The organism is Microbacterium sp. NPDC079356, from assembly GCF_049545465.1.
Taxonomy (GTDB): Bacteria; Actinomycetota; Actinomycetes; order Actinomycetales; family Microbacteriaceae; genus Microbacterium; species Microbacterium gawkjiense.
On record NZ_JBMWDN010000001.1, the window covers coordinates 184,319 to 199,085 of the forward strand.

Here is a 14,767-nt window from a genome sequence, read left to right on the forward strand (position 1 = left end):
GCGTCCCGCCCGCGACGGTGGACCGTCAGGGGCGGGACGCGCCGTGTCGAGGGATGCCGGGGCTCACCCGGTGTTCTGCAGTCCGGCGGCGACCCCCGAGACCGACAGCAGCAGCAGCCGCTGCAGGTCGGGGTCGACCTGGCCGCCCGCCTGCGTCTCGCGGAGTCCGCGCAGCGCGCGCAGCTGCAGGAGCGAGAGCGCGTCGACGTACGGGCTCCGCATCTTCACCGCGCGCCCCAGCACGGGGCGGTTGGACAGCAGCTCGGTGCCGCCGGTGAGGCGCACGACCCAGTCGCGGGTGAGGGTCATCTCGTCGCGGACGAGGGCGGCGAGGTCGTCGCGGTCGCCGAGCTCGAGATAGTGACGGGCGATGCGGTCGTCGGTCTTGGCGAGGCTCATGGCGACGTTGTCGATGAGGGTCCGGAACAGCGGCCACTCCTCGTACGCGCCCCGCAGCGTGGCCTCGTCGCCGACGGCGTCCAGCGCCGTCCCGAGACCGAACCAGCCGGCGAGGTTGATGCGGGCCTGCGTCCACGCGAACACCCACGGGATCGCCCGCAGGTCGGCGAGGGACTCCACCGACAGGCCGCGGCGCGCCGGACGCGAGCCGAGCGCGAGCAGCCCGATCTCCTCCATGGGGGTCACCTGGGCGAACCACGGCGCGAAGCCGGGCGCCTTCACGAGGGAGAAGAACCGCTCGCGCGAGGCCGCGTCCATCGTCGCCGCGACCGAGGCGTAGCGCTCGGCCGCGGACCGGTTGCGGTCCTCGATCGAGGGGGCCGAGGCGAGGAGGGTCGCGGCGGCGACCTGGTCGATGTGGCGCATCGCGATCGCGGGGTCGCCGTAGCGGGCGAAGATGACCTCGCCCTGCTCGGTGAGCTTGAAGCGGCCGTCGACGGAGTGGGGCGGCTGCGCGAGGATCGCGGAGTTCGCCGGTCCGCCGCCGCGCCCGAGGGCGCCGCCGCGGCCGTGGAACAGGGTCAATTCGATGCGCTGCTCGACCGCCCACGCCGAGATCTCCGCCTGCGCCTCGTACAGTGCGAGGTTGGCGGCGACGGGGCCGACGTCCTTCGACGAATCGGAGTAGCCGAGCATGACCTCGAGCCGGCGACCGGTCGCCTCGAGCCGGGACGCGAACGCCGGGTGGTCGACGATCTCGGCGAGGATCCCGGGGGCGGCCTGCAGGTCCGCGAACGTCTCGAACAGCGGGATGACGTCGAGCACCGGGGGAGTGCCGTCGGGACCCACGGCGTGCCGGGCGAGGGTGTGGACGGCGGCGAGGTCGTCGGCGGACTGCGTGAACGAGACGATGTAGCGGCCCGCGGCCCGCGGCCCGTACCGGTCCTGCAGGAACGCGATGGTGCGGAAGACCTCGAGCACCTCCTCGGTCAGCTCCGAGCGCGCACCGCCCGCTTCGAGCTCGGCGAGCACCTTGGCGTGCACGGCCGAGTGCTGGCGCACCTCGAGCTCGGTGAGGTGGAACCCGAAGGTCTCGACCTGCCAGATGAGGTGCTGCAGGTGTCCGTAGGCCTGACGGGGAGCGCGCGCCGCGACGAGGGAATCCTGCAGGACCCGCAGGTCGGCGAGCAGGTGTTCGGGATCGCGGTAGGCGAGGTCCGCGTTGCGGGTGCGCGTCGCGGCGATCTTGCGGGCGAGCAGCAGCATGATGCGGCGGTAGGGCTCGTTGGGGGAGCGCTTCGCGATCTCGGCCGCCGCCTCCTCGTCGGCATCCTTCAGCCGCTGCCACAGTGCGAGCAGCTCCGGCGTGGGCGGGGTGGACTCGGCGTCGAGGGTCAGCGTGCGGCCCACCCGGTTCGCGGTGTGCTCGAGTCCGAGCAGGACGTGCTCGCTCGCGATCGCGGCGGCCTTGCGGGTCGTCTTGGCGGTCACGAACGGGTTGCCGTCGCGGTCGCCGCCGACCCAGGAGCCGATGCGCATGAAGGGGCGCACGAGGGGCGGGCGGGCCCCGGCATCCTCCCCCTGCAGGACGTCGTCGATGCGGCGGTAGACGTGCGGGATCGACGTGTACAGCGTCTCGTCGAAGATCGCCATGACGGCGCGCACCTCGTCGGTCGGCGAGGGCTTCTCGGCGCGCAGCGGCGCGGTGCGCCAGAGGGTGTCGACCTCTTCGAGCATGCGGCGCTCGGCACGGCGGCGGTCGGGGCTGTCGGCCTCGGCGGCATCCCGTTCGCGCAGCAGATCGGCGAGGCGACGGATGCTGTTCGATACCGCACGGCGCCGCGCCTCGGTCGGGTGCGCCGTGAAGACGGGGTGGAAACGCAGGCCCTGCAGTCGTTCGAGGGCGCCCTCCCGCCCGATCTCCTCGGACAGCCGCCGGTACGCCGAGACGATCGAGTCGCCTGCGTCCCGGGTGTCGCCACGACCGCTCCGCTCGCGGAGGACTCGCACGCGCTGGTGCTCCTCGGCGAGGTTCACGAGGTGGAAGTAGCAGGTGAAGGCGCGGGCGACCTCCTCGGCGCGCTCCAGAGTGAACGCGTCCGCGATGGATGCCGCGCGCGCGAACGCCTCGGGGGTCGGGTCGGTGTACGCCTGGATCGTCGCGACGCGCAGTCGCTCGACGTCCTCGAACAGGCCGGGCGAACCGCTCTCGCGCAGCACGCGCCCGAGCAGCGCGCCGAGCGTGCGCACATCGGCGCGCATCCGCTCGGGGATCTCCTGCTCGGCTTCGTAACGTCCAACGAGGTCGATGGCTTCGGTGGGGGTCGGTTCGTGCACCGTTTCACGTTAGCGAGGATTGCGAGCGACAATTTCCGCGTGACGGTGGATGCCGGTGCCCGCTACCCTCACACGGCGATGACGCCCTGCGCGATGAGCACGACGGCGACCACGGCGCCGATCGTCGCCAGGGCGAACAAGACCGCCTCAAGGGGTGTGAACACCCGCGCCCGCTGCTGGCGACGACCGATGACGAACAGGATCGTGCCGGGGACGATGATGACCAGGCACAGCAGCAGATAGGTCGCCCCCGCCGCCCACAGCAGGTACAGCGTGTAGAGCGTCGCGAGCAGCGCGACGACGGCGTCGCCGAGGCGGCCGCGCCGACCGTCCTGCACGGCGAGCTTGAGCGCGAACGCGGCGGAGAGGAAGAACGGGATGAGAGCCAGCGCGCTCGTGAGCTCGAGCGCCGCGTCGAAGGCGTTCTGCGCGAACAGGACGACCACGAGCATCGCCTGCGCGAGGAGGGACGAGAGGGTGAGGGCGCCGGTGGGGGTGTCCTTGGCGTTGGTGCGCTGCAGGAACCGGGGCAGGTCGCCGGCGCGCGCCGCCGACAGCAGCACCTCGGCGGCCATGAGGGTCCAGGCGAGGTAGGCGCCGAGCACCGCGACGACGAGCGCGACCCCGATGAACGCGGCGCCCCAGCCGCCCACGGCGGCCTCGAGCACGCCGCCCATCGACGGCTGGCGGAGCCCCGCGATCTCCGCACGCGGGATGACACCGTACGAGACCACCGTGACCGAGGCGAAGACGGCGAGCACGCTCAGGAAGCCGAGCACGGTGGCGCGTCCGACATCCGATCGGCGTCGCGCGTGGCGCGAGTTGACGGTCGCCCCCTCGATCCCGATGAAGACGAACACCGTCACGAGCATCGTCGTCCGGATCTGCTCGCCGAGACCGGTGCCCGGGTCGCCCGACCAGTTCGCGGCGAACACGGCGGGATCGAAGACCGTGAGGCAGAGCACGACGAACACGACGATGGGCACCGTCTTCGCGATCGTGACGATCCGGTTGAGCGCCGCAGCCTCGCGGACGCCCCGACGGATGAGGACGTAGAAGAGCCAGATGCCGGCGGAGGAGATCGCCACCGCGAGCGGCGTGTTGCCCTCGCCGAGCGCGGGGAAGACGGCACCCATGGTGCCGGTGATGAAGACCCAGTAGAAGACGTTGCCCACGCAGGCGCTCGCCCAGTAGCCGAATGCAGCGAAGTAGCCGACGTAGTTGCCGAACCCCTCCTTCGCGTAGCTGAAGATGCCCGCGTCGAGGTCGGGCCTGCGGACCGCGAGCCGCTGGAAGACGAGCGCGAGCATGAACATGCCGCCGCCGGCGATCGCCCAGGCGATCAGCGTGCCCGCGACTCCGGTCGACTCGGCGAAGGTCGCCGGGAGGGAGAACACCCCCGCGCCGATCATGGAGCCGACGACGAAGGTGCTGAGTGTCAGGAGGGAGACGTGGGTCTCCTGCGCGGGTGCGGTGGGACCCGAGGCGGTGGGAGCGGGGGTCACCGTCCCACCCTACGCGCGGCGGTTCGCCGGGCCATCGCCGCGGGCCATCACCCCGGCCCGCGGCATCCCTCGTATCGTGTCCGTCATGACGGACGATCCCCGCGAACCCCGCCGCGACCACCTGCGGGAGGCAGCGGAGACGATGCGCGCCGTGCGGGACCGGTGCGTCTGGACCCAGCGGATCGATCACGCCGACCTCGTGCCCTACCTGCAGGAGGAGGCCGCCGAGCTCGTCGACGCGGTCGAAGCGGGCACCCGCGCCGATCTCAAGGAGGAGCTCGGCGACCTGCTGTGGCAGGTGCTCTTCCACGCCGAGATCGCCTCGCGCGACGAGACGGATCCGTTCGACATCGACGACGTCGCCGCGGCGCTCGCCGAGAAGATGATCCGTCGCCACCCGCACGTGTTCGGCGCCGCCGTCGCGACGACACCCGACGAGGTGCTGATCCACTGGAACGCCGCGAAGGCGGCCGAGAAGCGCACGCGCACGAGCGTCCTCGACGGGGTGTCGATGCACATGCCCTCGCTCGCCCTCGCGCAGAAGATGCTCGGGAAGGCCGCCCAGGTCGGGGTGACACCGCCGCCGCCGCCACCGTCAAGCGCCGACGAGGCGGAGCTGGGCGAGGCGCTGCTGGCGCTGGTCGCGCAGGCGAGGGAAGCCGGCTGGGATGCCGAGCGCGCCCTGCGACAGCGTCTGCGCGCGCTCGCCGAGGACGTCCGCGCGGCCGAGTCCCGCTGAGTCGCCGCGGGCCTGCAGGCGCGGCCGCGGGAGCGCGGTCTGAGAGACTAGGACCGTGCCCTCCGTGAATCCGCCGCGCGGCATGCGCGACTTCCTCCCCGCCGACAAAGCCCGCCGCGAGCGGGTGCTCGCCGTCATCCGCGACCGCTACCGGGCGCACGGGTTCGACGAGATCGAGACCCCCGTCGTCGAGGACTACGAGCGGCTCCATGCGGGGATCGGCGGCGACAACGAGAAGCTCGCCTTCAACGTCCTGCGTCGCGGGCTCGACGCCGAGGCCATCCGCGCGGCCGCCGACGACCCGGCGGCCCTGTCCGACCTGGGTCTGCGCTACGACCTCACCGTGCCGCTGGCGCGGTTCTACGCGACCAACCGTGCACAGCTGCCGTCCGTGTTCCGCGCGATCCAGATCGCGCCGGTGTGGCGCGCGGAGCGGCCCCAGAAGGGGCGGTACCGCCAGTTCGTGCAGTGCGACATCGACATCATCGGCGACGCGACGGCCCGGGCCGAGGTCGAGCTGCTGACGGCGAGCCTCGACGTCCTCGAGGCGCTCGGTCTCGAGGGCGGCACGATCCGCATCAACGACCGCCGCGCCCTCGACGCGATGCTCGCCGCCTTCGGTTTCGCCGAGGCGGACCGCGCCGGCGTCCTCATCACGATCGACAAGCTCGACAAGGTGGGGCCGGCCGGGGTGGTCGCCGAGCTGCGGGACCGCGGCGCCGACGAAGGCGCCGTCACCGAGTTCGAGGCGTTCCTGAACCGTCCGCAGACACGCGAGTACCTGCCCTTCGGCGAGGCGCAGATCCGCAAGGCGCTCCCCGAGGGCGTCGCGGACGAGATCGTCGGCCACCTGGTCGGCATCGGCGACGCGGTCGCCGCCGCGCGGGGGACCACCGACGTGCCCCTGCACTTCGACCCGTTCCTCGTGCGCGGCATGGGCTACTACACCGGCACGATCTACGAGCTCGCGCATCCCTCGGTCTCCTACTCGCTCGGCGGCGGTGGCCGGTACGACGGCATGATCGGCCGCTTCCTCGGCCAGGACGTGCCGGCGGTGGGCTTCTCCATCGGGTTCGAGCGGATCGTGGACCTCGTCGGAGCGGGGGAGGATGCCGCATCCGCTGCCGTCGTCCTCATCGCCGACCGCGACGTCCCCCTCGCCGAGCTCGCCGGCCACAAGGCGTTCTTCGTCGCGCAGGGCGCGCGTGTGCGCCTCGAGCAGCGGACGAAGAACCTCAAGGGGCTGTTGGAGCGGTCCGCCGCCGACGGGTACACGTCCTTCGGCACGGTGTCCGCAGGCGCCCCGTCCGCGTCGATCGAGCTGCGTCCGCTCGGCTGACAGCGCTGCGCGGCGCTGCTAGCGTTCCGCACATGACGCTCACAGTCCGCACCGTGCTGCCGAAGAACGGCCCCGCCACCGCGATCGAGCTGACAGACGAACAGGTCGAGGCCCTCGGCGGCGGCAAGCGGGTCGCGGTCCGGGTGACGATCGCGGGGCGCACCGCGCGCCTGCGTCTCGGTGTGATGGGCGGGCGCAACCTGATCGGTATGTCCAAGGCGGCGCGCGCCGAGCTGGGGGTCGAGATCGGGGACGCGGTCGAGGCGACCATCGATCTCGACACCGACGAGCGGGAAGTCGACGTTCCGGACGACCTCGCGGCCGCCCTCGACGCGGAACCGCAGGTGCGCGCCGCGTTCGATGCGCTCGCGCCGTCGCGCCGCAAGGAGGTCGCTCGTTCCGTCGTCGACGCGAAGAAGTCGGAGACCCGCGAGAAGCGGATCGCCGCCGCGGTGGACTCCCTCCGTTCGCCCGCCAGCACCTGATCGCGCGCGTCACCGCGACGTCGCCCGTCGTTCACCGGGGCGGTGTGGGATGCGGTGGTGCCACGTTCAGCTCGGACTCCGTTCCCCGTCCCCGTTGCCGCCGCTCTCGGGGTCGTCGGCGCCGTCGTCCTCGGCACCCGGGTCGCGCTCGCGCGGCAGGCGGCGATCGCGCGGCGGCGGATCGGCAAGCCGCTCGGTGACGCCGCCCCGACCGCCGACCGGGTCTGGCGGGCCGGACTCGGGGGCACGCCGCTCGAGCTGCTGCTGCTCGGCGACTCGATCGCGGCGGGTCTCGGGGCTCAGCACCGCAAGGAGACGCTCGGGGGACGCCTCGCGAAGGGTCTCGCGGGGGAGCTCGACCGGCCCGTGCGGCTGCGGACGGGGGCGGTCGTCGGTGCGGAATCGGCCGACCTCGCCGGCCAGATCGACGCGCTCCCGGCGGACTACCGTGCGGATGCCGCCGTCATCATCGTCGGCGGCAACGACGTGACGCACCGGGTGCCGGTCGCCGTGGCGGCGGCCCACCTCGCGGAGGCGATCCGCCGACTGCGCGCCGTCGGTACCGCCGTCGTGGTCGGCACGTGCCCCGACCTGGGCGCCCTCCGCGCCGTGCCGCAGCCGCTGCGCAGCATCGGCTCCCGTGCGTCGCAGCAGCTCGCCACGGCCCAGGCCGACCGGGCGCGCGCCGAGGGCGCCGGCGTGGTGTCGCTGCGTCGCGCGGTCGGTCCGTTCTTCCGGATCGACCCCGACGGCATGTTCAGCCTCGATCGATTCCACCCGAGCGCGCTGGGCTACCGGCGAACGGCCGAGGCGCTCCTGCCCGTCGTGCGCGACGCGATCACGCGCGGCGGCGCAGACGCAGCAACCGGTAGACGCATCCCGCCAGCAACACTCCGACCCCGATCGGCACCGACGGCCACGGCAGGGTGACGACGAGGACGACGCACCCGACGCCGCCGACCAGCTGCAGGAATCGCGGGTACCGGCGGGCCGTGCCCCGCTGGCGGAACGCAGCGAGGTTGGCGACCGCGTAGTAGAGCAGCACGCCGAACGACGAGAAGCCGATCGCGCCCCGGATGTCGCCGAGCGCGATGACGGCGACGACGATCAGGACGACCGCGACCTCGGCGTTCCGCGGCACCCGGTGACGCGCGTCCACGGCGGCGAGGATCCGAGGAAGGTCTCCCTCCCGCGCCATCGCGAAGGTGGTCCGTCCGACGCCGGCGATGAGGGCGAGCAGGGCGCCGAGGGATGCCGCGGCGGCACCGATCCGGACGACCGGAGCCGCGGCATCCCACCCTGCGGCCTCGACGGTGGCCACGAGCGGCGCGGTGGACGCGGCGAGCCCGTCGGGTCCGAGGGTGCGGAGGGCGACGACACCGATGACCGCGTACACGACGAGGGCGCCGCAGAAGGCGAGCACGACCGCCCGGGGGATCGTCCGGGCGGGGTCGCGCACCTCCTCGCCGAGGGTCGCGATGCGGGCGTAGCCGGCGAACGCGAAGAACAGCAGGCCCGCCGCCTGCAGGATGCCGAGGGGGCCGGACCCGGCGATCCCGTTACCCCAGAGGGGACCGGGCGCGCTCGGTGCCGTGAAGCCCGCCACGGCGACGACGGTCAGCACGATCAGGACGACCGTGACGAGCACGCGTGTCAGCTGCGCCGTCCGCGTGATCCCGAAGAGGTTCACGGTGCCGAGCGCGAGGGCGGCGCCGGCGGCGACGGGTCGTTCCCACCCCGCGGGCGCGACGTAGGCCGCGAAGGTCAGCGCCATCGCGGCGCAGCTGGCGGTCTTCCCGATGACGAAGCCCCAGCCGGCGAGGAAGCCCCACCACGGCCCCAGTTCCGCGCGCCCGTAGGCGTACACGCCGCCGGAGGTCGGATGGACGGCCGCGAGCTGCGCGGTCGAGGTCGCGTTGCCGAACGCGATGACGGCGGCCAGCGCCAGTCCGACGAGCAGCCCGGGGCCGGCGACGGCCGCCGCGGGCGGGAAGGCGGCGAAGACGCCGGCGCCGATCATCGAGCCGAGACCGATGACGACGGCGTCGCCCAGACCGAGGCGGCGCGCCAGAGCAGGGGAGGACACGGCGCGAGCGTACCGGAGTGGGTCGAACACTCAACTAGTTATAGTTGCGCTATAATTACCGTATGTTGATCCGAGTCGACCCACAGAGCACCGTTCCGCTGTTCGCGCAGATCGCGGCCGGGCTCCGCGCCGAGATCACCGGCGGCCGTCTCGGGGCAGGGGAGCGACTCCCCGCCGCACGCGAAGTCGCCGAAGCGCTGCAGGTGAACCTCCACACGGTGCTGCACGCCTATCAGGACCTCCGCGACGAAGGCCTCATCGACCTCCGCCGCGGCCGCGGCGCCGTGGTCACCCCGGCCGGGGCCGCCCTCGCGGGCCTGCGAGCCGAGATCGCGGCCCTGGTCGATAAATCCCGTGCCCTGGGCGTCTCGCCCGACACCCTGTCCGCTCTCGTCAAGGAGGCTGCTCGTGACCACTGACACCCTGACCGTCGTCCGCCGCCGGTTCACCCTCGTCGCCCTGCTGCTCCCCGCCGTGGTGATCCTCGTCGCGGTCGTCGCGCAGGTGCTGCTCCTCCCGGCGGTGCCGGCGGTCGTCGCGACCCACTGGGGGTGGACGGGGGAGCCCGACGGCTTCGCGCCCGCCTGGACCGTCCCGCTCGTCACCGCGATCCTCGGCCTCGGGCTTCCCGCGACCCTCTTCGGAGCCAGCGTGGGCAGGCTGCGCCGCGGCGACCACGGCTTCGCCTACCGCCTCCTGGGAGCCGTCGCGTTCGGACTCGCCGTGCTCATCGGTGGCCTCGGCGTCGCGACCCTCGGGATCCAGGTCGGACGGACGGATGCGGACGCCGCTCTCCCCGTGCTGCTCCTGCCGGGCGTGCTCCTCGCCGCCGCTGCCGCGGGATGGATCGGGTGGGCCGTGCAACCCCGCGTCCCGTGGCATCCGACCCCGACGATGCCGGCCGTCGAGGTGCCGGTCCGCGCGGGGGAGCGGGTCGTCTGGATGCAGGGGATCACCCTCGCGCGCGGGGGAGCCGTGGCCCTGTGGATCGCGTTCGCGATCGGATGCCTCGCCGTCCTGCCCGTCGTCTTCTTCGGCGACCTCGTCACGGCGATCATCTCCGGTCTGGTCGTCGTCGTGCTGTTCGTCGTCGTCGCCACGACCCTGCGCTTCCACGTGCGCGTCGACCCGGACGGCCTGACCGCCGTCTCCGCGGCGGGATGGCCGCGTGTGCACGTCCCGACGCAGGACATCGTCTCGGCGGAGGTCGTCCAGGTCTCGCCGTTCGGGGAGTTCGGCGGGTGGGGCATCCGCTGGCCCGGCGGCGGGCGTCAAGGCGTCGTGCTGCGCGCGGGCGAGGGGCTCCTGGTGCGCCGCCGCGACGGCCGCACCCTCACGGTCACCGTCGACGACGCCGCGACCGCGGCGGGCCTGCTGAGCGCCTACGCCGCGTTGACGTCGGCGCGCCGGGGCGATTGAGTGGCGGCATGGCGCATCCACACCCGTACGATCCGGTCCCCGCTCGCTGGAACGATGTCGACGACTACCTGACGTCGACCCTCGTCGCCCACGACGACGCGCTCGCCGCCTCGATCGCCTCGCTCGCCGAGGAGGGGCTCCCCGAGATCGAGGTCGCACCGCTGTCGGGAAAGCTGCTGCACCTCCTCGCGCGCATGACGGGGGCGCGGCGCGTGCTCGAGATCGGGACCCTCGGCGCCTACTCGACCATCTGGCTCGCCCGCGCGCTCCCCGCCGAGGGGCGCGTCGTCTCGATCGAGGCCGAGCCTCACAACGCCGCGGTGGCCAGACGCAACCTCGAGCGCGCCGGGGTCGCCGAGCGGGTGGAGGTGCGCGAGGGGCGCGGGGTGGACGTCCTGCCGGCCCTGGAGGGCGGCGAGCCGTTCGACCTCGTCTTCATCGACGCCGACAAGGAGTCGAACACCGTCTACCTCGACTGGGCAGCGCGCCTCGGCCGCCCCGGCACGGTGGTCGTCGTCGACAACGTCGTCCGCTCCGGGCATGTGGTGGAAACGGATGCCGGGGCCCAGGTCGACGGCGTCCGCGCCGGTCTCGCGATGCTCCGCGACGACCCCCGGTTCGAGGCCACCGCGCTGCAGACCCTCGACCGCAAGGGGTGGGACGGCATCGCGATCGCGCTCGTCGTGTGACGGCGGGTCCTGTGCGGCATCCCGCGCCTCACTAGACTCGGGGGCGGACCGACGACGCTCCCGTTCCATCCTCCACAAGCAAGGAGAAACCCCCGTGGCATTGATCGAGGCAGTAGGCGCACGCGAGATCCTGGACTCGCGCGGCAACCCGACCGTCGAGGTGGAGGTCCTGCTCGACGACGGCATCGTCCAGCGCGCAGCCGTCCCCTCCGGCGCATCCACCGGCGCCTTCGAGGCGTACGAGCTCCGTGACGGCGACAAGAGCCGGTACGGCGGCAAGGGCGTCCTCAAGGCCGTGAACGCCGTCATCGACGAGCTCGGCCCCGCCATCGAGGGCCTCGAGGCCAGCGAGCAGCGCCTCATCGACGAGGTCCTGATCCAGACCGACGGCACCGAGAACAAGTCGCGCACCGGTGCGAACGCCATCCTCGGCGTCTCGCTGGCCGTCGCGAAGGCCGCCGCCGACAGCGCCGACCTCCCGCTGTACCGCTACCTCGGCGGACCGAACGCGCGCGTCCTGCCCGTTCCGCTGTTCAACGTCATCAACGGCGGCGAGCACGCCGACAACGGCATCGACATGCAGGAGTTCTTCCTCGCCCCGATCGGCGCCGAGAGCTTCTCCGAGTCGCTGCGCTGGGGCGCCGAGGTCTACCAGGTCCTGAAGAAGGAGCTGCAGGCCGCCGGCTACGCGACGGGCCTGGGTGACGAGGGCGGGTTCGCCCCCGACCTCCCCAGCAACCGCGAGGGCCTCGACTTCCTCGTCAAGGCGATCGAGAAGGCCGGCTTCACCCCCGGTTCGCAGATCGCCCTGGGCCTCGACGTGGCCGCGACCGAGTTCTTCAACGACGGCGTCTACCGCCTCGAGAACAAGGACTGGACCGCCGAGCAGCTCACCGACTACTACGCCGACCTGGTCGACTCGTTCCCCATCGTGACGATCGAGGACGCCCTCGCCGAGGACGACTGGGAGAACTGGACCGCCCTCACCGAGCGCCTGGGCAAGAAGGTGCAGCTCGTCGGCGACGACCTCTTCGTCACCAACCCGCAGCGCCTGGCCGACGGCATCAAGCGCGGAGCGGCGAACTCGCTCCTGGTCAAGGTGAACCAGATCGGCACGCTCAGCGAGACGCTCGACGCGATCGACGTCGCGCACCGCGCCGGCTACACCACGATGCTCTCGCACCGCTCGGGTGAGACCGAGGACACGACGATCGCCGACCTCGCCGTCGCCGTCAACTCGGGTCAGATCAAGTCGGGCGCGCCCGCTCGGAGCGAGCGCGTCGCGAAGTACAATCAGCTTCTGCGCATCGAGGAAGACCTGGGCGAGGCTGCGGAGTTCATCGGCGCCGCCGCGTTCCCGCGTTTCACCGCCTGACGCGCACCGCACAGACACCGACGAGAAGGGGGAGCCGTGGACCGACCATCGGCTCCCCTTTCCCGTGCGTCCCGGACCCCGCGCGGCGAGGATCGCACGCCCCGATCGGGTCGACGCGTCGACGTCCGCGACTGGGTCGGCGGCATCCGGATGTCGGGGTTCATGGGGATCATGCTCGGGCTCGTCGTGCTCGCGGCGTTCGTCCTCGTCCCGACGATCGGCACCTACGTCGACCAGCGGCAGCAGATCGCGGCGCTCACCCACGACGTCCAGGCGACGAAGGACGAGATCACCCAGCTGACGAGCGAGCGCGAACGCTGGCGCGACGAGGCCTACATCGTCGCCCAGGCCCGCGAGCGGCTGTACTACCGGCGGCCCGGCGAGGTTGTGTACCTCGTCGCGGACGACCTCCCCACCGACCTGATCGAGCCCGCGCAGCGCCCCGTCAGCGACGACGTCCAGGAGACGCAGCGCGATTGGATGACGCAGTTCCTGCGCTCCGTGACCGAGGCGGGACTCGCAAGGACCGTCGCCCCGGGCTGACGCCCAGCTCTCACGCGCGTCGCCCGGTACCCTTGACCGGTGCCTCATCCGACACTCTCGCCCGCGTCAGCCGCCGATCACGACACCATGCGTGAGCAGCTTGGGCGCCCCATGCGCGGCGTGATCGGCATCGCGGCGCGATGCGTCTGCGGTAATCCGACGGTGGTGGCCACCGAACCGCGGCTGCCCGACGGCACCCCGTTCCCCACGTTCTACTACCTGACCCATCCGGGGGCGACGGCCGCCATGTCGGCCCTCGAGGCGACCCAGGTGATGCGGGAGCTGAACGACGACCTCGCCGCCGACGAGGACCTCGCGGCGTCCTACGCCCGCGCCCACGACGCCTACCTCACCGACCGCGAGGTGCACGGTGCCGTCCCCGAGATCGCCGGCGTGTCCGCGGGCGGGATGCCGACCCGCGTGAAGTGCCTGCACGCCCTCGCCGCGCACTCCCTCGCCGCCGGTCCCGGAGTGAACCCCATCGGCGACATCGCCCTCGCGCGCGGGTCGTGGTCGCCGCAGCGGTGCACCTGCGCGACGCCGAGGGTGACCGGATGAGGGGAGTCCGCGCCCTTCTCGCCGCCGCCGTCGTCGCCGTCACGGCGGTGCTCACGGCGGCCGCGCCCGCCCCGTCGCCGACGCCTCCGCCGGTCGATCCGGTGCGGAACATGGAGTACTGGCTGAAGGAGTACGGGATCTCCGACGCCTGGAAGACGACCAAGGGCGCCGGGACGACGATCGCCGTCATCGACACGGGCATCGGCAAAGGGCCGAAGGAACTCGACGGCGCCGTCGTCGGAGGAGCCGACTTCTCAGGGGTGGGGAAGGCCGACGGCCGCACGCCCGTGGGAGACAGCGACCGGAACCACGGCAGTTGGGTCGCCTCCCTCGCCGCAGGCCGGGGGACGGCTGCCGACAAGGGCATGATCGGGGTGGCCCCGGAGGCCGACCTGCTGTCGCTCTCGATCGGTTTCGGCAGCTCAGCGAGCGTCCCGTTCGTCGATCAGGTCGCCGAGGCGATCCGGTGGGCGGTCGATCACGGCGCCGACGTCATCAACCTCTCGTTCACGACGAACACCCTCGATTGGGACCGGTCGTGGGACGACGCCTTCCTCTACGCATTCGACCACGACGTCGTGGTCGTCGTCGCCGCCGGCAACCGCGAGAGCGGCACCGAGGAGGTCGGCGCCCCCGCGACGATCCCGGGCGTCCTGACGGTGGGCGGGGTGGACCGGGAGGGCCGCGCGAGTCGAACGGCCTCCACGCAGGGCATCGTCATCGGCATCTCCGCGCCGAGCGAGGAGCTGCTGGGTGTCTCCGCGAACGGCGACCTCGTCATCTGGGACGGCACGAGCGGCGCGGCCCCCATCGTCGCCGGAGTCGCCGCCCTGGTGCGGTCCGCGCACCCCGACCTGGATGCCGCGAACGTGATCAAGCGGATCATCGCCACCGCGACGCCGAGCGAGCGCGCGAGGAAGGTGCCCGACCCGCTGTACGGGTACGGCCTCATCAACGCGGCCAAGGCGGTCTCCGCTCCGGTGGCGAAGGTCTCGGCGAACCCGATGGGCGACCTCCGCGAGTGGATCCGGCTCTACCGCCGGGCCGAATCGACCCCGCAGACGAGCCCGACCCCGACCCCCTACACGGTGGCACCGCTGCCCGAGGCCGAGCCGCCGAGTTCGGCCGCATCGCCGCTCCTGCCCAGCAGCGATTCGCTGCGCTACGGGACGGTGCCGCTGATCGTGGTCAGCCTGGGGACTATACTGATCGTGCTCGGGGTCACCGCTGCTGCCCGGCGCATCCGATCGGCGCGCACCCCGCGACCGCCGAGCCGTTGAATCAAGGAGTTCT

General features: G+C 72.5%; 14 protein-coding genes. 11 read left to right on the forward strand and 3 right to left on the reverse strand.

The window, feature by feature from the left end:
- Positions 1 to 63 precede the first annotated feature (63 nt).
- Both ACPEH0_RS00890 and ACPEH0_RS00895 read right to left on the reverse strand, forming a co-directional pair.
- The gene (locus tag ACPEH0_RS00890; protein WP_366213270.1) at positions 64 to 2,736 is read right to left on the reverse strand and encodes a phosphoenolpyruvate carboxylase; all 2,673 of its coding nucleotides are present in this window, start codon (positions 2,734 to 2,736) and stop codon (positions 64 to 66) included.
- A 68-nt stretch (positions 2,737 to 2,804) separates the two neighbouring features.
- Complete coding sequence (locus ACPEH0_RS00895) at positions 2,805 to 4,241, reverse strand: basic amino acid/polyamine antiporter (protein WP_359917294.1); 1,437 nt, start codon at positions 4,239 to 4,241, stop codon at positions 2,805 to 2,807.
- An 85-nt stretch (positions 4,242 to 4,326) separates the two neighbouring features.
- On the opposite strand from ACPEH0_RS00895, the gene ACPEH0_RS00900 reads away from it, so the two are divergent.
- From ACPEH0_RS00900 to ACPEH0_RS00915, 4 genes are all read left to right on the forward strand, one after another.
- On the forward strand, positions 4,327 to 4,980 hold the full coding sequence (locus ACPEH0_RS00900; protein WP_366213269.1) for a MazG family protein: 654 nt from the start codon (positions 4,327 to 4,329) through the stop codon (positions 4,978 to 4,980).
- Between the two features lie 82 nt (positions 4,981 to 5,062).
- Positions 5,063 to 6,319, forward strand: a complete 1,257-nt coding sequence (locus tag ACPEH0_RS00905) for a histidine--tRNA ligase (protein WP_366213413.1) — start codon at positions 5,063 to 5,065, stop codon at positions 6,317 to 6,319.
- A gap of 32 nt (positions 6,320 to 6,351) precedes the next feature.
- Complete coding sequence (locus ACPEH0_RS00910; protein ID WP_359917298.1) at positions 6,352 to 6,804, forward strand: YdeI/OmpD-associated family protein; 453 nt, start codon at positions 6,352 to 6,354, stop codon at positions 6,802 to 6,804.
- Positions 6,805 to 6,861: 57 nt separating this feature from the next.
- Complete coding sequence (locus ACPEH0_RS00915) at positions 6,862 to 7,734, forward strand: SGNH/GDSL hydrolase family protein (protein WP_366213268.1); 873 nt, start codon at positions 6,862 to 6,864, stop codon at positions 7,732 to 7,734.
- Here the strand turns inward: ACPEH0_RS00915 and ACPEH0_RS00920 are convergent.
- Positions 7,643 to 8,890, reverse strand: coding sequence for an APC family permease (locus tag ACPEH0_RS00920; protein ID WP_366213267.1), 1,248 nt, complete (start codon positions 8,888 to 8,890; stop codon positions 7,643 to 7,645). The two genes, ACPEH0_RS00915 and ACPEH0_RS00920, sit on opposite strands and share 92 nt — an antisense overlap.
- 62 nt (positions 8,891 to 8,952) lie before the next feature.
- On the opposite strand from ACPEH0_RS00920, the gene ACPEH0_RS00925 reads away from it, so the two are divergent.
- The 7 genes from ACPEH0_RS00925 to ACPEH0_RS00955 all read left to right on the forward strand — a co-directional run bounded on the left by ACPEH0_RS00925 (position 8,953) and on the right by ACPEH0_RS00955 (position 14,754).
- Positions 8,953 to 9,309, forward strand: coding sequence for a GntR family transcriptional regulator (locus ACPEH0_RS00925; protein ID WP_253034014.1), 357 nt, complete (start codon positions 8,953 to 8,955; stop codon positions 9,307 to 9,309).
- A complete protein-coding gene (locus ACPEH0_RS00930) occupies positions 9,299 to 10,309 on the forward strand; it encodes a DUF1648 domain-containing protein (protein WP_366213266.1) in 1,011 nt (336 codons plus the stop codon). The genes ACPEH0_RS00925 and ACPEH0_RS00930 overlap by 11 nt, the downstream gene beginning before the upstream one ends.
- Before the next feature lie 8 nt (positions 10,310 to 10,317).
- Positions 10,318 to 10,998: an O-methyltransferase gene (locus tag ACPEH0_RS00935; protein ID WP_366213264.1), complete on the forward strand. Its 681-nt coding sequence runs from the start codon at positions 10,318 to 10,320 to the stop codon at positions 10,996 to 10,998.
- A gap of 94 nt (positions 10,999 to 11,092) precedes the next feature.
- Entirely contained in the window at positions 11,093 to 12,373 is a 1,281-nt protein-coding gene (gene eno, locus ACPEH0_RS00940; protein ID WP_217530374.1) for a phosphopyruvate hydratase, read from the forward strand.
- A 36-nt stretch (positions 12,374 to 12,409) separates the two neighbouring features.
- Positions 12,410 to 12,916: a septum formation initiator family protein gene (locus tag ACPEH0_RS00945; RefSeq protein ID WP_366213263.1), complete on the forward strand. Its 507-nt coding sequence runs from the start codon at positions 12,410 to 12,412 to the stop codon at positions 12,914 to 12,916.
- 87 nt (positions 12,917 to 13,003) lie between these two features.
- Positions 13,004 to 13,474, forward strand: a complete 471-nt coding sequence (locus tag ACPEH0_RS00950) for a DUF501 domain-containing protein (protein ID WP_366213262.1) — start codon at positions 13,004 to 13,006, stop codon at positions 13,472 to 13,474.
- The gene (locus tag ACPEH0_RS00955) at positions 13,471 to 14,754 is read left to right on the forward strand and encodes a S8 family serine peptidase (protein ID WP_366213261.1); all 1,284 of its coding nucleotides are present in this window, start codon (positions 13,471 to 13,473) and stop codon (positions 14,752 to 14,754) included. Before ACPEH0_RS00950 ends, ACPEH0_RS00955 begins: the two co-directional genes overlap by 4 nt.
- Positions 14,755 to 14,767: the final 13 nt, after the last annotated feature.